This is a genomic window from Corynebacterium callunae, from assembly GCF_046592015.1.
Lineage (GTDB): Bacteria > Actinomycetota > Actinomycetes > Mycobacteriales > Mycobacteriaceae > Corynebacterium > Corynebacterium callunae_A.
This window is the reverse complement of the sequence record NZ_JAWVOB010000003.1, coordinates 172,825-191,352: the sequence shown is the minus strand read 5'-3', so window position 1 is coordinate 191,352 and position 18,528 is coordinate 172,825. Positions and strand designations below refer to the sequence as shown.

General features: G+C 53.7%; 18 protein-coding genes. 13 read left to right on the top strand and 5 right to left on the bottom strand.

The features are described 5' to 3' along the window. Positions 1-46 precede the first annotated feature (46 nt). Both SFC07_RS05360 and SFC07_RS05355 read right to left on the bottom strand, forming a co-directional pair. Complete coding sequence (locus SFC07_RS05360; protein ID WP_411207199.1) at positions 47-2,419, bottom strand: ATP-dependent RNA helicase; 2,373 nt, start codon at positions 2,417-2,419, stop codon at positions 47-49. A gap of 216 nt (positions 2,420-2,635) precedes the next feature. Further along, complete coding sequence (locus SFC07_RS05355; RefSeq protein ID WP_411207198.1) at positions 2,636-3,280, bottom strand: sugar O-acetyltransferase; 645 nt, start codon at positions 3,278-3,280, stop codon at positions 2,636-2,638. 25 nt (positions 3,281-3,305) lie between these two features. On the opposite strand from SFC07_RS05355, the gene SFC07_RS05350 reads away from it, so the two are divergent. The 6 genes from SFC07_RS05350 (at position 3,306) to SFC07_RS05325 (ending at position 7,102) form a co-directional block, all read left to right on the top strand. Continuing rightward, positions 3,306-3,986: an alpha-ketoglutarate-dependent dioxygenase AlkB family protein gene (locus tag SFC07_RS05350; protein WP_411207197.1), complete on the top strand. Its 681-nt coding sequence runs from the start codon at positions 3,306-3,308 to the stop codon at positions 3,984-3,986. Between the two features lie 12 nt (positions 3,987-3,998). After that, positions 3,999-4,673 carry a LysE family translocator gene (locus SFC07_RS05345; RefSeq protein WP_411207196.1) on the top strand — a complete coding sequence of 225 codons (675 nt, stop codon included), beginning with the start codon at positions 3,999-4,001 and terminating at the stop codon, positions 4,671-4,673. Positions 4,674-4,707: 34 nt separating this feature from the next. Next, on the top strand, positions 4,708-5,004 hold the full coding sequence (locus tag SFC07_RS05340) for an RNA-binding S4 domain-containing protein (protein ID WP_411207274.1): 297 nt from the start codon (positions 4,708-4,710) through the stop codon (positions 5,002-5,004). Further along, entirely contained in the window at positions 5,004-5,858 is an 855-nt protein-coding gene (locus tag SFC07_RS05335; protein ID WP_411207195.1) for a VOC family protein, read from the top strand. Before SFC07_RS05340 ends, SFC07_RS05335 begins: the two co-directional genes overlap by 1 nt. Before the next feature lie 13 nt (positions 5,859-5,871). Continuing rightward, positions 5,872-6,183 (top strand): MGMT family protein, encoded by a 312-nt coding sequence (locus tag SFC07_RS05330; protein WP_411207194.1) that lies wholly within the window; start codon positions 5,872-5,874, stop codon positions 6,181-6,183. A gap of 76 nt (positions 6,184-6,259) precedes the next feature. Continuing rightward, complete coding sequence (locus SFC07_RS05325) at positions 6,260-7,102, top strand: hypothetical protein (protein ID WP_411207193.1); 843 nt, start codon at positions 6,260-6,262, stop codon at positions 7,100-7,102. On the opposite strand, the gene SFC07_RS05320 is transcribed toward SFC07_RS05325, so the two are convergent. Beyond that, positions 7,077-8,000, bottom strand: a complete 924-nt coding sequence (locus SFC07_RS05320) for an alpha/beta hydrolase (RefSeq protein WP_411207192.1) — start codon at positions 7,998-8,000, stop codon at positions 7,077-7,079. The two genes, SFC07_RS05325 and SFC07_RS05320, sit on opposite strands and share 26 nt — an antisense overlap. A 119-nt stretch (positions 8,001-8,119) precedes the next feature. Between SFC07_RS05320 and SFC07_RS05315 the strand changes: the two genes are divergently transcribed. Next, entirely contained in the window at positions 8,120-8,761 is a 642-nt protein-coding gene (locus tag SFC07_RS05315) for a CG0192 family protein (protein ID WP_411207191.1), read from the top strand. A 370-nt stretch (positions 8,762-9,131) separates the two neighbouring features. Here SFC07_RS05315 and SFC07_RS05310 read toward each other — a convergent pair whose 3' ends face one another. Further along, on the bottom strand, positions 9,132-11,069 hold the full coding sequence (locus SFC07_RS05310) for a M13 family metallopeptidase (RefSeq protein ID WP_411207190.1): 1,938 nt from the start codon (positions 11,067-11,069) through the stop codon (positions 9,132-9,134). A 78-nt stretch (positions 11,070-11,147) separates the two neighbouring features. Here SFC07_RS05310 and SFC07_RS05305 point away from each other — a divergent pair, with 78 nt between their 5' ends. Then, on the top strand, positions 11,148-11,879 hold the full coding sequence (locus tag SFC07_RS05305) for a hypothetical protein (RefSeq protein WP_411207189.1): 732 nt from the start codon (positions 11,148-11,150) through the stop codon (positions 11,877-11,879). 12 nt (positions 11,880-11,891) lie between these two features. Further along, positions 11,892-12,884, top strand: a complete 993-nt coding sequence (locus tag SFC07_RS05300) for a PrsW family intramembrane metalloprotease (protein ID WP_411207188.1) — start codon at positions 11,892-11,894, stop codon at positions 12,882-12,884. Between the two features lie 50 nt (positions 12,885-12,934). On the opposite strand, the gene SFC07_RS05295 is transcribed toward SFC07_RS05300, so the two are convergent. Beyond that, positions 12,935-13,696, bottom strand: coding sequence for a GntR family transcriptional regulator (locus tag SFC07_RS05295; RefSeq protein WP_411207187.1), 762 nt, complete (start codon positions 13,694-13,696; stop codon positions 12,935-12,937). 516 nt (positions 13,697-14,212) lie between these two features. Between SFC07_RS05295 and iolC the strand changes: the two genes are divergently transcribed. The 4 genes from iolC to iolB are packed head-to-tail and all read left to right on the top strand — an operon-like array spanning position 14,213 to position 18,526. Then, entirely contained in the window at positions 14,213-15,169 is a 957-nt protein-coding gene (gene iolC, locus SFC07_RS05290) for a 5-dehydro-2-deoxygluconokinase (protein WP_411207186.1), read from the top strand. A gap of 1 nt (position 15,170) precedes the next feature. Further along, positions 15,171-16,094: a class I fructose-bisphosphate aldolase gene (locus SFC07_RS05285; RefSeq protein ID WP_411207185.1), complete on the top strand. Its 924-nt coding sequence runs from the start codon at positions 15,171-15,173 to the stop codon at positions 16,092-16,094. Between the two features lie 11 nt (positions 16,095-16,105). Further along, a complete protein-coding gene (locus tag SFC07_RS05280; protein ID WP_411207184.1) occupies positions 16,106-17,620 on the top strand; it encodes a CoA-acylating methylmalonate-semialdehyde dehydrogenase in 1,515 nt (504 codons plus the stop codon). Positions 17,621-17,632: 12 nt separating this feature from the next. Next, entirely contained in the window at positions 17,633-18,526 is an 894-nt protein-coding gene (iolB, locus tag SFC07_RS05275) for a 5-deoxy-glucuronate isomerase (RefSeq protein ID WP_411207183.1), read from the top strand. Positions 18,527-18,528 lie beyond the last annotated feature (2 nt).

The following is an 18,528-nucleotide window of genomic DNA, read 5'->3' as shown; positions in this document are numbered from 1 at the left end:
CAGCCCGGCACCCCGAGCGACCCTAGCCGCTGCGGGAACCAGCAGGCTAGCTCCTATTTTTGGTGCGCGCCGTTGCGGGAGCAGACCAGGGATCCTCTGGCCAGGGATCCTCTGGCCAGGGGTGCTTGGGATAACGCCCGCGCATTTCTGCACGTACCTGGGTATAAGGCCCTGACCAAAAACTCTCTAAATCATCGGTTACCGCCAATGGTCTGCCCGCTGGCGAGAGCAAATGAAATTGGACCGGAATTCCACACAAAAGCGGGGATTGTGCCAGGCCAAAACACTCCTGCAATTTCACCCGCACCACCGGCCGCCCACTTGCATAATCGAGCGCATGGCTGTGACCACTGGGAACTTGAAGGCGTGCAGGAGCCAAATCCTCCAAATGCGCGGCCTCTGGCCAGGGCAAAAGCCTTTGCAAAGCAGCGTGCATATCGATCTTATTAATGGCCTGACCTGCAGCAAGCGCCTCCAATTCTGGCCCCAACCACACCTGCGGATCGGCACTGTGGATATCCGGCCACGGAGCGCCCACCTGCGCAAATAAAAACTCCAAACGATCCCGCAAAGAGCTTGCGGCCGCCGAAAAACTAAACATTTCCAGCCCAGACTCTTGCATTTCCGCAGCCAAAGCCGCAGTCGCCTGAGTTGTCGACGGCTTAACCAGGGTAACACTAAGCTCAATGGCGCCGGCCACTTTTACCCGCCTGGCCTGTACCTTTCCACCAGCAACTTGAGTCCGAGTGTGCTCCTCAACCCCAATCAACTCCAAGGCATGGGCCTCAGAAATGCGCGCCGCAGCCCGAATCAGGGCCCGATTATTGCTCCGATTAATTGCGGCAATAGCCAACCACGGCGCCCCAAAAAGCTCCTTATCCTGCAATAATACCCGCGTGCCACTGGCCAAAAGATACTCATTGCCGCCCTCATGCCGCGCAATCATCAGCGGCAGCGCCGCTCCGACAATCTGCCCGGCTGTCGCCGTGCCAGCAACTGTGGGTGCCAAACGAGCCAGGCGCTTGACCTCAGCCGGTGCGGCTTTTTGCTTTTCGACGTCTCCCTGTGGACTATCAGCAACCACAGCGAGAATTTCGGCGGCTTGAGAACCAAAACGCAGTAAAGAAGCCCCAAACTGTGGCGAGAGAGGCAGCGTCGATAAGCGAACACCTAGTGGGGTGAGGGTTGCACCTTGCAGCGCACCGATGTGGCTGAGGGTGTTTTGAGCGGCCTCCCAGGCCGGCGCTGGCGGCGGAGTAAGCAGCGGGAGATCGGAAATCGGCGTGCCCCAGGCGGCAACCCAGAGCGCTGCTTGGGTAAGGTCCGAGACGCTGATCTCAGGAGCGTTGAAGCGCGCAAAATGGGCAAAATCCTCCGCCGAATAACAACGAATCACCTCACCTGGACCTTCGCGACCCGCGCGACCTGCACGTTGTTGAGCCGAGGCCTGCGCGCAGCTGGCTGTTATCAGACCCGTCATCCCGCGGGCGGCATCACGTTTAGGCATGCGCGCCAAGCCGGAATCGACTACAATCCGCACGCCGGGCACCGTCAAAGAACTTTCCGCAACCGGCGTGGACACAATAATGCGCTGCTGCGAACTGGGGCTAAGCGCTCGATCTTGTTCCTCTGGCGTCAACCGCCCGTGCAGGGGGTAGGTGTTGGTGTGGCCCAGATCGCGCAGCTTTCCGATGACATAATCAATCTCTGCGACACCTGGCACAAAAACCAAGGCCGAGTGCGTGCTTTGGGTTACGGCTGCATGGGTTTCCGCAGCTAGATGATCCAAAAACTGATATTCCACCCCGCGGGCACCAAGGCGTGCACGGGCTGGGCGATAGGAAATCTCCAGCGGATAGATGGGTGCTTCCGCAGTGAGGATTTTTGCATTGAGGAGCTCAGCAAAAAGCTCTGCATCCACCGTTGCCGACATGGTGATGAGTCTAAAATCATCGCGCAATTGGCTAAGTTCCATGAGCATGCCCACCAGCAAATCGGAATCAAGCTGACGCTCATGGACTTCATCAATAATCACCGCGCCAACACCGGTGAGCTCAGGATCTTGCAACAACTGCCGCATGAGCACGCCGGGAGTAAGAAAGTGCACCTGGCTGCCAGCGACATGATCCCCGCGCACGCTATAGCCCACTTTGTCGCTAAGGGCGCTGCCATCCAGCTGTGCTAATCTGCGGGCTGCGGCGCGTACTGCTACTCGGCGTGGGGCGGTGACCAGCACTTTTGGCTGGTTATGGTGGGTCTGGGTTTGCTGGGCTTGCTGGTTTTGGGCCGCGAGGGCGTTGGCCACCACCGGCGGTATAACGGTGGTTTTGCCGGTACCGGGAGGTGCCTGAATGACCAGGTTCTGGGCCTGCTCGCTTAAGGCGCTGCGGAGCTGGGGAATTAATGAGGCCGCAGGCAAGCCTGCAGAAATAGCATCTACCTTAAAAATCTTTCCAGCCTCACTTTGCTTAAGGGATAAAGGATTCAGTGTAGTTTCCGGACTTTGGGGTGTTGGTTGGGCATTGGTTGGGGCGGGGAGGAAGAACTCGAAAGGACGCGCTCGAAAGAGGCCTAAAAACCTCGAATTCGCTACTCTTTTCGAGTGTGTGAAATCGAGGAATTACCAGCTCAACCCCTAGAACACTCCAAAAGCATCAACCGGGGCGCCGGGTGGAAGCTCGCGCCTTTCCAACTGATCCGAATTTCGCTTTTTGATTACCCGGGCGGGGTTTCCCACCGCAATGGAATCGGCAGGGATGTCTTTGGTCACCACAGATCCAGCGCCGATGACACAACGGTCACCAATGCTGACACCTCCTACGACAGTGACATTTCCACCCAGCCAAACATCCTCGCCGATGTTAATTGGCTTGCCATTCTCCCAACCGCCAGAGCGCATTTCCCAGTCATTAACGGGATGACCTGCGGCGTAAAGCTGACAATTGGGGCCAAACATGCTGCGTGCACCGATGCTTACAGGGGCGATATCGAGGATGGTGAGTCCAAAATTAATAAATACGTTTTCGCCAATGGTGGTGTTTTGCCCAAACTCGATAATCGCAGGTGCTTTGATGGTGCATTTGCCACTTGCGGGGTTGAGTAGTTCTTTGATAATTTCCGCAGATCGTTGGGGGTTGGTGGGGCCTAGTTGGTTGAACTCGTGGATTAAAAGTGCGGCCTGATCAGCAGCTTCTTGGCGCTTAGTGCCGGTGGCGAGGTACCATTCGCCACCTGTCATCCACTCGAGAGATTCATAGGGCGTAGGGTCAAAGTTGTCCATAAGATCCCATTATGTAGGTGATTGAATGCCCACGCTTTTTGATGAACTCCCGCGCCCAAATGTAGAAGTCACCTCCGGAGTGGTGCACCTGCCAAACTTTCTAGACCTTGGGGCTCAGGAAAAACTGGTGTCCCAATCTCGGGAGATTGCGCGCTCACTGGCTAAAACTCCCTTGGCTATGGCTAAACCACAGTTGCGCAGCGGCCAGATGAGCGTGCATATGCTCACCATTGGCAGGCATTGGGTCACCGACCAATTTAGATATGTACAAGAACTTGGTGGCACGCGGGTACCTCCCGTGCCAGCGGAGTTTGTGGAATTAGCCCACCGCACCCTCAATAAAGCGGGGGAGTTGAGCGATTCTTTAAAAGCCTGGTCGCGGACTTTTCGCCCCGAAATGGTGCTGGTTAATTACTATGAGCCAACTGCCTCGATGAACCTGCACCAAGATGGCTATGAGATTTCTGAAGCGCCGGTGATCTCCATTTCTATTGGTGATACTGCCCTTTTCCGCCTGGGTGGCACCGAGAATCGCAATAAACCCTGGCATGATATTCCACTGCTCAGTGGCGATGTAATCATTTTTGGAGGCGCTAATCGACGAGCCTTCCACGGCGTTCCCAAGATTATTGCGGATACTGCCCCACTAGGTTGTGGACTAAAACAAGGGCGCATCAACATCACCATCAGGCAGGTCGACTTATAAGATTAAGAAATAATGACAACTGCACAATTTTTCGCACTTTTCCTTATTTGGATGGCCGCCATTGCTTCACCAGGCCCAGATCTTTTTCAAATTATTAGACGTGGATCCAAAAGTCGCAGCGATGGCATTTGGACTGCCATCGGCATCATGGTGGGTAACACTTTCTGGATTGTCGGCAGCTTATTGGGTCTCTCGGCGCTGATCGCCAGCCACCCAGTGGTCCTTAGTGTCCTGCAATTAGTCGGCGGCGCCTATCTGACCTGGATGGGTTATGGCGCAGTGCGGTCTTGGTGGAGGCAGCGCGGTACCGAGCCAATTGCTGCCACAGGCACCCCGGCAACCACCTCGAACCAAGATGATGAAGTCCTAGGCAGCTGGGCCGCATTGCGCACCGGCATTGCCACCAACTTGTCCAACCCCAAGGCAGTGCTATTTTTCGGATCGGTGTTTGCGCAGTTTATTAAGCCGGAAATGGGATTTGGCTGGAGCTTTTTTATCGCAGCCTTCCTCATCCTCACGGGGGTGTTGTGGTTTGTCGGCTTCGCCATTTTGGTGCGCAAACTGGCTGCGGGAATTACGCGCTATTCAGGGCTCATTGATCTTTTCACGGGGGTGATCTTCGTTGGGTTGGGAATGTTCATGATCGTGGAGGGGGTTATGGGAATTGGTGTAATAGCCGTGGGTTAGCTCCCCTTAAAGGAGGCAACTAGACTCAATGACCATGCAACCCCAAGAAGTGCACATCAGGGACGAAGCCATCAAACTAGGCCAGTTCATCAAATTGGCTAATCTCGTCGAAACCGGCGGAGAAGCCAAAGACGCCATTTCAAATGGCGACGTCACCGTTAATGGTGCAGTGGATACCCGTCGCGGTAAAACCTTGCACGATAGAGATGTGGTGTGCGTTGGTGATGTCTGTGCGCAGGTAGTTACTGGTGCCAACACCGATGAAGATGATTTTTTTGATGAAGCCACCGCAAATGATGACTTCGATCCCGAAAAGTGGAGGAATATGTAATGCCAGCTTTTGAAGCCATGCCGGGAATGCCCTATTGGATTGACCTGTCCACTTCAGATATCGCCAAGTCCAGCTATTTCTATGAAAACATTCTGGGCTGGGAAATCTCAGAGGTCAACGACGGCTACCGAATGGCCCGCGTGCAGGGACTGCCAGTTGCTGGTCTGATCGATCAGCGCGGCGAATCCAGCATTCCGGATACATGGATTACCTACTTCCTTTCCTTCGACCTGGATGACACCTCCACCAAGATCGCTGAGCTGGGTGGACGCATTTTGGCACCAGCAACCGAGGTGCATTTGGGACGCATGATCCTAGCTGTTGATACTGCTGGCGCGCTTTTCGGCGTTATCGAGCCAGGCAGCGAGGAATCCTTCGTTGCTGCTGGCGAGCCTGGCACCCCGGTCTGGCATGAGCTGAGCACCGTGGCCAAGTACAACGAGGCCGTGGACTTTTATGGAGAACTCTTCAACTGGACCACCTCGCAGCTGGATAGCGCCGGTGACGATGGTTTCCACTACACCACCGCATTAGTTGATGGCTCCGCCTTTGCCGGCATTTTTGATGCTTCCGGCCACTTCCCGCCTCAGGTTCCTAGCTTCTGGCAGTCCTACCTCGGTGTCCTCAGCGTTGATGAAGCTGCAGCTAAGGCGCCTGAATTTGGTGGCGAGGTCATTCGCGAGCCTTGGGATTCCGAGTTTGGCCGCATGGCTCTTATCGCAGATTCCACCGGCGCCACCATCACCTTGTGCGAGGTTGATGAGTACGTTGAAGAAGGCTCGGAAAGCGATGATCTGCTGAATATTGATCTCAGCGCTTTTGAAGAGCAGTTCCGCCAGCAAAACGGCGAATAACACAGTGAGCGCCATGGAAGAGCTAGATTTCATGGTGCTTTCCTGTGTCGACGCCATCCCGACGGGCCGCGTCGCCACCTACGGCGACATCGCTGCCCTCACGGGCACCGGACCCAGGCAGGTGGGGCGCATCATGGCTGAAAAGGGACAGCTGAGCAATTGGTGGCGGGTTGTGCGTTTCGACGGAGGCTCGCAGGTGTCCCAAAAAGCTCAGGTGAAGTGGGATAGCGAGGGGATTGTCCATTCTGGTGGTGCGAATCCTAAAGTGCGAATGAGCCAGCACCGTTTGAGTGAAGCGGAACTTTTATCACTAAGTATTTATTAATGATTAACTCATAATATCCCCAGAAATCCCTTTTCAGCTAGGGATTTTTCATGATGGCGCGATAAGGTCATCCCTTATGAAAAATACTCGTCTGATGGCAGCTATCAGCGTGTTGCTGACTGCCATGGGACTGGTATCGCCCAGCGCAGCCAACGCTGCCGAATTAGTTGGTGAGGTTCCCGAGCGAACGCAGATCGCCATTGTGCTTGCCGACGGCACCATCGAAGCCACGGACAATGCCGATGAATCCCGCCCCGCTCTTTCTTTGGCGAAGCTCTACCTGGGATTTTATGTACTGGATCAAGGCGATGAAGAAGACGCAGCCCTGGTTTACGACATGATTCGGTATTCACAGGATGCCACCGCAGACTACCTGGAAGGGATTTATCCCGAAGCCATTCCAGAGGTTATCGAAGATTTTGAGCTTGATGACACCGTCTGGGATGGCTACTGGGGAAACTCCACCACCAGCGCCATTGATATTGCAGAATTTGTTTCGAAAATCAGCGCCGATCCCATTGCCGAACCTCTTATTGACGGCATGGAACATACTGCAGAAGTCGCTACCGATGGCTATGACCAGGACTTTGGTACCTACACCTTGCCTGATGTGATCGGTACGAAATTCGGCTGGTCCGACAACCGCGATGTACATGCCTCAGTAAGCATCGGTACAGATTTTGTGGTGGCCGCCAACACCTATGGTGATGCCGAAACCCTCACTGAGGATGTTCAAGAATCCATTAGCGAACAAGAACCGGAAATCCCAGAGGTAATAACGCTTTCCAAGGAGGCGGCCGTTGTCACGGTGCAGCCTACCCGCATGAAAACCGCAGGTGAGGTGCCCGGATCAGTATTAGCGCTGCTCCCGGACTCTGCACCGATTCCAAACTTTATTTATCGTCTTTTAGTGAACTAAGAAATTCCGCGACATCCTGAATCTTCTCGCGGGCAATCTTTGGAGTGGAAATGCGGTGGTGAGCCACATATTCCCGAATCTGGATCTGCTCTAGTCCATCAATATCTGCGGGTCGCGTTGCGATCTCATCCTGCAAAGCGATCTGCACCAAAGATTTTGGCCATGATGCCGGCTCGGGGAGTTCCACACCCGCGCGAATTTCCTCAGGGAGCTTAGCGATACTTCCCAGATCTGGGAACGTGAGGATCAAAGCGTCGAAAAGCGAAGCGTTAAGCACCGCCAACGCTGCCCCGGAGGAATAACCCCAGCCCGTGACCGACGCCGCCTTTTGGTCCCGGGCGTAGTCGACCGCCTTGGCCACCGCCGCGCTGATCTGCGCCAGGTTGTGCGCGGGGGCGAGCGGATAATCCAGATCCACAATGGTGGTTCCAGACAGCTCCGCAGCCGCTGCAACCTCCGGACGCCACTGCATCTCCAGGGCATCGCCGGAACCGCGCCACCAGCCACCGCTGTGGAAGGTGATAGCCCAATGACCCGAAGGCTTGGAAGGCAGGAAAATTGCTGCGTCGATTTCAGGGGCGTCCTGCACGCTCACTCCACCAATAAAAGCAACGCCTGGCATGGAATGATCCAAACCAGAACCCAGCATCAACATCGACGAATGCGTGATGCGGTCGGGGAGATGCGCAATATAACGGTCAGCGGGATCAGGATCGCCAGCACCACCTGCCCATGGAGGAGTGAAATCAGGCAACGGATAATGAGCATTAATATAGGTGCCCAACTGCTCTAGCTGTTGCTCATCTGAAAGCTGGCGGTCTTTGCCACCAACCTCAAACTCATCGCGGAAGCGTTGTTCGAGCTCTGCCTCGGTCTCGGGCGTGTTGTTTTCAGCCATGTTCACTACCTTAGTTCCCTGGGCGTAGTGGTGGGGGTGAGAGCCGAATTTAGCAAGCCGAGTGCTACGAAGGTGCGTAGGGTGGGAGCTAATTTCATAACTTAAGGGGAGAAGATTCTATGAGCGGCACCGCAAAAATGTATGACACCACCCTCGTTCCAACAAAGCAGGAAATCGCCTCCGCCTGGGTTGGCCCAGTAGAAATCTTGGGCAGCTATCGGCTGGTAGACACGGTAGACGGCGAAGTGGGCATTGAAGTTCTCATCGCTAAGGAGCGAGAAGGTCGATTTATTCAAATCCCATTTAGCTACCGCTCCGCAGAAATTAGCCCTGAGCACACCATTTCAACTCTCGAGCACGGAGTTCTGGGCAAACGCTGGGTAACAAATGCACTTGGCGATCCCGTGGCAGTCCGCGAATTCATCCGTACCATTCTCAGCGGTGATGACGGAGCCAGCCGCGATGATGGCGTTGCTGGTTATTTGGCTGTGCGTGGTACTGGTTCTGAGGGTGCTTCTGGGGCTGCTTCTGGTTCTGCAGTGGGCGAAGTTGAGCTCATTAACGTTGGACGACAGCGAGTTGTGGGTGCGGTTGAGATTGCCGGTGAAAAGAAGTTCTTGAAATTGCGTATTCCACAGGTTTTGCAGAGTTTGCGGCACACTGGCCCTGGGCATAGTGCTACTTCGCTGCGTTTGGTGGCGCCACATCCAGAAAAGCCGGGAAAAGAACTTCTCGTAGCTGAGTTCAACTGGGTCGAGTAGCGCCTAAGGGGACGTATCGGCTGTGGGTTGGCCCGAGGTGTCCCTGAGCCTACAAGTTTTGGGGTTCGAGCTCCGAGTTTGTAGGATCTGGCACAAAAATGGCCCCTCTGGTGTCCCTGAGTCTACAAAGTAGAAGTGGTGCAGCAAAAGTTTGTAGGTTCTGGCACAGTTTACCGCTAGAGACCGAAAATTTTCCCCTGACCAGCAAAAAGTAGTACTTTCTAGAAGCCTATTTGACGACCGAGAGAGGAGTCAAGCACCCTCTAGGTCATTTGGAAATTTGAGGGTCTTAAATCGACGCCTAGCTTTCCGGCCCTAGAGAGCGAAAAGGGCCTACATCAATGAAGGTGCAGGCCCTGACTCTAGAGAATTACCAAATCGCTAGGCGGTCCTCGGGCTTGATGTATACCGGAGCATCTTCTGGCACGTCGAAGGCCTCGTAGAATTCTGCGACGTTGCCGGCGATGACATTGCAGCGGAATTCGGCGGGGGAGTGAGGATCGATGGCCAAGTACTGCACGGCCATTTGCGGGCGGATCGCAGTGCGCCAGACCCTAGCCCAAGCGAGGAAGAGTCGCTGCAGGCCGTTAAATTCCTGGCCCGCGAGCTCTGGTTCCGCCCCCTCGGCAATAAAAGGCTGCCTTGGAGAGGTGGCAAAATCCAGGCCACGGTCCGCGAGGTATTTTTCATAGGCAACCACAGCGATACCAAGTCCGCCCAGGTCACCGATGTTTTCGCCAAGGGTGAACTCGCCATTAACGCCCTCGGTGGAAATGTCATTTTGCACCAGCACGGCAGGTACAAGGCCGGTAAATTGCTTCACCAAACGGGAGGTTAGCTTCTCAAATTCGGCGCGGTCCTCATCGGTCCACCAGGAATTGAGGTTGCCGTCGCCGTCGTATTGGCTGCCCTGATCGTCGAAACCGTGTCCGATTTCGTGGCCGATTACAGCGCCAATGGCACCAAAATTCTCTGCGGCATCCGCTTCTGGATCATAAAAAGGTGCTCGCAAAATGGCAGCTGGGAAGGTGATGTCATTGACAACGGGGTTATAAAATGCGTTAACAGTCTGGGGAGTGCTTACCCATTCATCGCGGTCAGCAGGCTTGCCGATCTTCGCTAGCTCATAGTCATGCAGGAAAGCCGAGCCCTTGCGAATATTATCAACCAAGTCTGCGCCGGAGGCACTAAATTCTAGGCCTTCGTAGGAGCGCCATTTTTCGGGGTAGCCGATCTTGGCATTGAACTTTTCTAGCTTCTCCAAGGCCCGCTCGCGCGTAGCCGGCGTCATCCACGCCAGGTGGGAAATGCGGTCACGGTAGGCGGCCACCAGGTAGTCAACAAGCTCCAGCATTTCAGCCTTTGAGCTGGCAGGGAAGTGCTTTTCGACGAAAATCTGGCCGATCTCCTCACCGACCATCCTTTCAGCTAGACCAACTGCGCGCTTCCATCGATCTTTTTGCTCAGTGGCGCCGGAAAGTTGGGTGCCATAAAAATCAAAGTTGGCTTGTCCGATTTCTTCAGCTAGCGAGCCTGCGCGGGACCTTAAGATGTGCCACGTTGCCCATAGCTGCCAATCGGCGAGGCGGTCGTCGACAAGCAAATTGTTGAGGTGCTCAACGTAGGAAGGCATCATGTTGACCAGGCGCTGCTCAGGCACATGAGCGGCAATGAGGAGGGCGCGCACCTTGGCTGGGAGCTCAGCGAAGTCGGTGGGGTTATAGGTGGCTACGGCGTCGCGGGTTTTGACAACGTCCCAGTGGCCAGCGGCGATGTCGGTTTCAAGGTTGAAAATGCGGGTGGCGGCGGTGGCTGCGTCGAGTCCGAAGAGGCGAGTGGAATCGAGGAATCCCAGCATACGCTCAAGGTGCTTCTTATAAGATTCGCGAGTTTCAGCATGACCTTCTTCGCGGTAATAAGCCTCATCTGGCAGGCCCAAACCGGATTGCAGGAGGTAGGCGATGGAGCTATCGGAGACGGAATCTTTTTCCACCCAGAAACCCACGGGCGCACCCACGCCTTCGCGGTCTAGTTCACCAAGGGCTTTGGCGAATTCGGTGATATTAGCGACCGAGAGTTTGTCCAGGTCAGCGTCTAGGGGAGTAACACCAGCTGCATTGATGGCGTCGGTGTCCATATAAGAGGCATAAAGTGCGCCAGCGCGACCTTGGTCAGCCTTGACGATTTCATGAACATCAAGTTCAGCATCATCGCGCAGCTTGTGGAAGGTACCGTCTACGGCGCGATCCTCAGGAATGATGTGGGAGTCAAGCCATGGTCCATTAACAAAACGATAGAGATCTTTCATGATGCCCACTTTAGGTGAATACTGTGAACTGGGTCTGTAGGTGGGTGCCTGATCGCGAGTACCGGGTAGCCTGTGTTTGTGAGTTCAATTGAAGCCAAGTACCAGCTAAAACCGTATGGCCGGGCCAAACTGTGGTGGGCGATTTGTGGCGTAGCAGCTATTTTGTTGCTTCTTCCCGTGTTGATCAACGCAGTCGTGCCAGACAAGGGCGGCGACTATAAACCCCTCGCAATCGACTATCAGGGCCTGGACTGGTCAGTTCCCATCACCACTGAATCCGGCGCGCCGGTGATGTGTGAAGAAGTATCAGATGAGATCTTCATGAAATTTTGGGAATGCAATGGTGATACCACCGTGGTGACCATCATGGTGGAAAACGTGGAAGACCCTGCAAACACTTTGCGACGCATGACTGACGCCGCACTAACGATCTCAGTTCCTGCAGACACCGAGGCAATTGCCAGCGACGATGACACAGCTCACGCTATGTATTATGAACCGGCTGCAGCGGACAACTATATGCAGCTCATGCCCGTGCTGGCATTGAGCCAACAAGGCACTGGCGATTATGAGGATTACACCGCCATCGCAATTATCAAAGGTTCATCCCTGGACTATTACGGCAACAGCATTTGGTCCAGCATGGCGCAGCAGCGAGGCCTTGATTATCTACAGGAGCTGCCGGTGGATACTTCCTTAGGGCTAGGTGATTCCAAGATGCTGCCAGGTGGCGAATTGCCCTTTGATCTTGAAGAAGAACTCAAGAATTTCCTGGAGCAGCAATCAGAACCCCTCGGCAGCGGAGCATAAGGGAGTATAAAGATGAGCAAATATTTTAGAATTACCTTGTGGGTGCTGATGGTTGCTTCCACCCCCATGCTCTTTCTGAGCTTCTCGAGCTTTGCCTTGATTGACCTAGCCGCTAGCGCAGTTGGCCTCCTCTTTTCTGCGTTATACCTGGTCATTGTGATGTGGCTGCTCAGCATAACGCCCCTGTGGCCCGACTTTAAAAGCTATCGACGCCTCCCTGACGGCACTAAACGCAAGGGACAGGGCTCCACCTTCCTGTGGGTATTTTCTTCCCTATGGTGGGGTGCTTGTGTTGCAGTGGGCATTGTGATGCTTATGGGCTTATCAGTGTTTGATTTGATGGATAAGTTGAACTGGGATTTTGTCAGCATGAGTTTTGCTGGTGCTTATCCGGAGGAGATCGCCAAAGCGCTTGGAGTAGCAATTATCCTCTTGAGATTCCGTCAGCTGAACCGCCCGTGGCATGGTTTTGTCACCGGCGCACTGGTTGGTCTGGGCTTTGAGGTTAATGAAAATATTCTTTATGGAGCCACCGGCGCAATGTTTGATCCCAACTCGGATATGGCCGGTGTGCTGGTGATGTGGCAATACCGCACCTTGGCAGGACCACTAATTCACACACTGCTTACCGGCTTTGCAGGTTATGGAATAGCCCTCGCATTTTTCACTGCTAGGAAGTCCGTGGCATGGCGCATTGGAGTGGCCGCGGTAGGCCTTGGAATTGCTTTTGTTTTGCACTTTTCCTGGAACTTGTTGTGGGAAAGCTATACCGCGCAGATCATCAACATCGTGGTAATTAGCCTAATTATGTATCCACTAGCAGCCTTTATTATTTGGCGTAGCTGGAAGGAATCCCGCGATGATCAAACTTACGCATACGCTCCGGGTGCTATTACTACTGCCCGCGAGCTTGCGCTGATTGCCCCGCCCGCCGTAGTGTCCGAGGTGTTAACCGCACCTGAGCAGGATCAAGTGGAGCAAGATCCTCCCCGCTATAGCTCCTGAGCTCACATTTAAATGCCGCTGAGAAGGTCATTCTCAGCGGCATTTTCTTTTTAACGAGCCACCAAGGTGGTCTCAAAGTTATACATATCTGGCCGGTAGCAGTGATTTCCCACTTCTATAACTTGCCCAGAGTTATCTAAAGCAACTCGTTCTACGGTCAGCAGAGGTCCACCCTCATCAACCTCAAGAAGCTTGCTCTCGTCTCCTACAACTCTTCGCGCACCGATCTTCTGGTTTGCAATTTTGAGTACCACTCCACGAGCTCTTAAAGCATCGTATAAACCACCGGACTCTAATTCTTCGAGGCTAATATCCACAAAGGCGGTGGGAAGATAATTTTCTAGGATTGCCACGGGAATATCTCCAGTGGAGCGGAGCCTGCGAATAAGCAAGATTTCATCGCCAGGGGATACCCCAAGCTTTTCTGCGATGGAGGAATTCGCAGCCAAAATACGGTGCTCCAGAACCCGGGTTTGGGGGTTCAGGTTTGCATTTTTTAGATCATTAAAGAAGCTGGTGAGTTCTACAGGGCGGGTGACATGGCTTTGCACCACCTGTGTGCCAACTCCTCGGCGTCGAACCAGCAGCCCTTTATCCACTACTTCTTGGATCGCTCGCCGCACCGTTGGGCGCGAAACATTGAGATGTTTGGCAACAGCAATCTCGTTTTCTAGACGCGCACCAGGTTCTAAAATTCCACTTCTAATTGCATTTTCTAGTCTTTGGGCAACTTGGAAATAAAGGGGGATTGGACCATTGCGGTCTAGATCTTCAAATAATTCAGCGGGCCATACTGGTGCTTCGGTAGACATAATTCTCCTTTGGGCCTTTCTAGCACCTCTTGTAAATGTGTAAGGACATTTGAACAATAGTACCGATTAAGCCATTTTTGAATCTGTATAAGGATCTAAAACTGAAAAGAGTCTGCGCTCCTTTTTGTAAAGAGCAAGCTTAAGCGGGTTTTATATCCATAAGTTTTGAAAATGACGATATCACTTGTTGTGACAAATGCGTATAGCTGTCGACGATTTTTCCTAAAATTCCTGCTTACAACCAATGCTTTGTGGCTAACAAAGGGGGCGTTAGCTGACCTTTAGGTAAAGGACGACCCAAAATAACCAAACCCGAAAGTCCACTTCGGACCAGTAAAGAGCCCAAATCTGCCCACCCTAAACCGCCTCCACCTGTGCTTTTGCAAGAAAATCTTTATCGTTCAAGAAAATTTCTAAGAACCCATTGCAATGTCAGGACAATGTGCTATTGTCATGACATGCGATCGTGAGGGTCGCCACATTCCATCAAAAATGAGTGAAGGGTTGCATCGCCACATGACTAACTTGACGAGCACTCACGAGGTTCTGGCCATCGGCCGTCTCGGCGTAGATATCTACCCGCTGCAAAGCGGTGTGGGACTTGCAGAAGTACAAACCTTCGGCAAATTCCTTGGAGGCAGCGCCGCCAACGTTTCCATTGCAGCAGCACGATACGGACATGATGTCGCACTCCTTTCTCGTGTTGGAGACGACCCCTTCGGTGAGTACCTCCTAGCAGAACTAGACCAATTGGGAGTGGACAATCAATATGTCGCTACCGATCCCACCTTTAAAACCCCCATTACCTTCTGTGAGATCTTCCCGCCGGATGATTTCCCACTGTATTTTTATCGGGAGCCTAAGGCGCCTGATCTAAATATCGAAGCCTCAGATGTCAGCCTCGCAGATGTGCGTGACGCCAAAATCCTGTGGTTCACCCTCACTGGTTTTAGTGAAGAGCCAAGTCGCGGGGCACACCGAGAAATTCTGACCACCCGTGGCAACAACCGCCATACCATTTTCGACCTGGATTACCGCCCCATGTTCTGGGCCGATCCCAAGGAAGCAACCCAGCACGCAGAGTGGGCACTTGAACGCTCCACCGTTGCGGTGGGAAATAAAGAGGAATGCTTCGTTGCAGTTGGTGAAACTGAACCAGAGCGAGCCGGTCGCGCACTGCTTGAACGTGGCGTTGAACTGGCCATTGTGAAGCAAGGACCCAAAGGCGTGCTTGCGATGACCAAAGAGGAAACCGTCGAAGTGCCACCGTTTTTCGTCGATGTTGTCAACGGCCTTGGTGCCGGCGACGCCTTTGGCGGCGCACTTTGCCACGGACTGCTCGCGGAATGGCCTTTGGAAAAGGTCTTGCGTTTTGCCAATACCGCCGGCGCCATCGTGGCCTCCCGCTTGGAATGTTCCACCGCCATGCCCACCCTCGCTGAGGTAGAAAGCCTCCTCAACCAGAAAGTCTGACATGACTACTCCAATTATTTCCGCCGCGAGCTTTGAAAACCTCCGCCGGATACGCGCAGCAGAACCCACCCAAGTAGCAGCCAGTTTTAAGCAGCGTCGCAAGCGTGATCTGCTGGGTAAAGATGGCAAGCTTTTTATCATTGCCGCTGATCACCCCGCCCGCGGTGCCCTGGCTGTGGGCAACAATGAAACCGCCATGGCTAACCGTTATGAGCTCCTCGAGCGCATGGCCGTTGCGCTTTCGCGCCCCGGGGTAGACGGTGTGCTGGGCACCCCGGATATCCTCGACGATCTTGCCGCCCTCGGGCTTCTCGACGACAAGATTGTGGTTGGTTCAATGAATCGCGGGGGACTGCGCGGAGCCTCATTCGAAATGGATGATCGCTACACCGGTTATGACGTTGCTGCCATGGTAGATCGCGGAATTGACTTCGCTAAGACTTTGGTTCGCATCAACCTCGCCGATGCTGGCACCGCTCCCACTCTGGAATCAACAGCACACGCTGTTAATGAAGCAGCAGCCGCACAACTTCCCATCATGCTCGAGCCTTTTATGAGTAACTGGGTTAACGGCAAGATCGTCAACGATCTCTCCACCAACGCAGTTATCCAATCTGTAGCCATTGCTGCAGGTCTTGGAAATGATTCCGCCTACACCTGGATGAAACTCCCGGTCGTAGATGAGATGGAAAGGGTCATGGAATCAACCACCATGCCAACGCTGCTACTCGGTGGCGATAACGGTAAAGACCCAGAATCAAACTTCGCCTGCTGGGAACAAGCCCTCGCGCTTCCCGGAGTACGCGGCCTCACCGTTGGACGTACCCTGCTTTATCCACCAGATGGCGATGTCGCAGCAGCAGTAGATATCGCAGCTCGCCTGGTTCATACCGATCTTAAAGAACTCTCACCTCAAACCGCTTAAAAGGAATTCACATGACCGAAACACAGCTCATCAACCACTGGATTGACGGCGAGCTCGCCCCTTCCAACTCCGGCAAGACTGCTCCTGTTTATAACCCCGCTACTGGCCAGGTCACTGCGCAGGTTGTACTCGCAAACCAAGAAGAAATCGACGCTGCCATTGCTTCTGCAACCCGCGCATCCAAGGTATGGGGCAACTTGTCCATCGCCAAACGTCAGTCGGTGCTCTTTAATTTCCGCGAACTCCTCAATAGCCGTAAGCAGGAACTCGCTGAGATCATTACCTCTGAGCACGGCAAGGTTGTTTCCGATGCATTGGGCGAAATTCTGCGCGGCCAGGAAGTAGTTGAACTAGCTACCGGTTTCCCACACTTGCTCAAGGGTGCCTTTAATGAAAACGCTTCTACCGGTGTGGATGTATTCTCCTTCAAGCAGCCACTTGGCGTTGTCGGCATTATTAGCCCCTTCAACTTCCCAGCTATGGTGCCAATGTGGTTCTTCCCAATCGCCATCGCTGCAGGCAATGCGGTTATTTTGAAGCCTTCTGAAAAGGATCCATCCGCTGCTCTGTGGTTGGCTGAACTATGGAAGGAAGCCGGTCTGCCGGACGGCGTATTCACCGTGCTCCAAGGCGATAAGCTGGCTGTTGATGGGCTGCTCAACAGCCCGGATGTCGCTGCTATTTCCTTCGTGGGATCTACTCCAATTGCGCAGTACATCTATGAAACCTCTGCCAAGAATGGAAAGCGCGTTCAGGCCCTCGGCGGTGCCAAGAACCATATGTTGGTCCTCCCAGACGCAGACCTTGATTTGGTTGCTGACCAAGCGATTAACGCAGGTTATGGAGCTGCCGGCGAGCGCTGCATGGCGATCTCAGTAGTACTGGCAATTGATTCTATCGCCGATGAACTGATCGAAAAGATCAAGGCACGCATGGAAACCCTGCGCATTGGCAATGGTGCTGGCGATGACCAGGGCGAACCGCATATGGGACCGCTGATCACCGACGTTCACCGCGACAAGGTTTCCGGATATGTTGATATCGCTGAAGCTGACGGCGCCAAGATTGTGGTTGATGGCCGCAACTTCAAGGTGGAAGGCCTGGAGGAAGGATTCTTCTTCGGACCAACGCTTATCGACGACATCCCCCTCACCTCACGCGCCTACACCGAAGAAATCTTTGGCCCCGTGCTCTCCGTAGTGCGAGTGTCCTCCTTTGATGAAGCAATTGCCTTGATTAACTCAGGCGAGTTCGGCAACGGCACCGCAATCTTCACCAATGATGGTGGCGCTGCTCGTCGCTTCCAGAATGAGATTGAGGTCGGAATGATCGGCATCAACGTTCCTATCCCAGTACCAGTTGCTTATCACTCCTTCGGTGGCTGGAAGAACTCCCTCTTTGGTGATGCAAAGGCCTATGGCACTCACGGTTTTGACTTCTTCACCAGGGAAAAGGCTATCACCAGCCGCTGGCTCGACCCAGCTACCCACGGTGGCATTAACCTCGGGTTCCCACAGAACGACTAAACGGAGATCACAATGGACGAACGCTGGTTTTATAAAAAGGGAGAACTAGCTCGCGGGCCATGGCAAAGCTTGGTTGACGCTAGTACCCCAGGGTGGGAATACACCGGAATCCGCATCGCAGAGGTTAGTGCCGGCACTGAAATTCCCCTTGAGGACACCGGTGTGGAACGCATCTTCATTCCACTATCGGGCAGCTTTGAGGTAGTTCACGGTGAGCACACCACACATCTTCATGGCAGGAAGTCTGTTTTTGATGGACCTACTGATGTGCTCTATCTACCTACTGGAACTACCGCTGTGTTAAGTGGAGAAGGCCGAGTCGCAGTTGCAGAAGCTCCCACCCAAGAGTCCAAGGAGTGGAAGTACATCGCTCCCGCGGAAACTCCAATTGAGCTGCGTGGAGCTGGCCGCTCGAGCCGCCAAGTACACAACTTTGGAACCCCCGCAGCACTTGATGCAGCCCGACTCATTGTGTGCGAAGTAATCACCCCAGGTGAAAACTGGAGCTCCTACCCACCGCATAAGCACGATGAATATAAGCCAGGTCATGAGTCCAAGCTGGAAGAAATTTATTATTTCGAAAGCGCACCCTCCCGCGGAGGTGGACACCAAGATGCAGCTGCCGGTGCTTTTGGAATGTTCTCTACCTATTCCTCGCCAGCAGGAGACATCGATATTAATGCCATGGTTTATACCGGTGACATTGCCTTGGTGCCCTATGGCTATCACGGTCCCGCAGTGGCAGCACCGGGATATGACCTCTATTACCTCAATGTGATGGCAGGGCCGGATCCGGAAAGAATTTGGCTAATTAATGATGACCCAGCTCATGCCTGGGTTCGCGATACGTGGACTGGTCAGGAATTTGATGATCGTCTGCCATATGAAGATAAAAGAGAGGGCTAAGC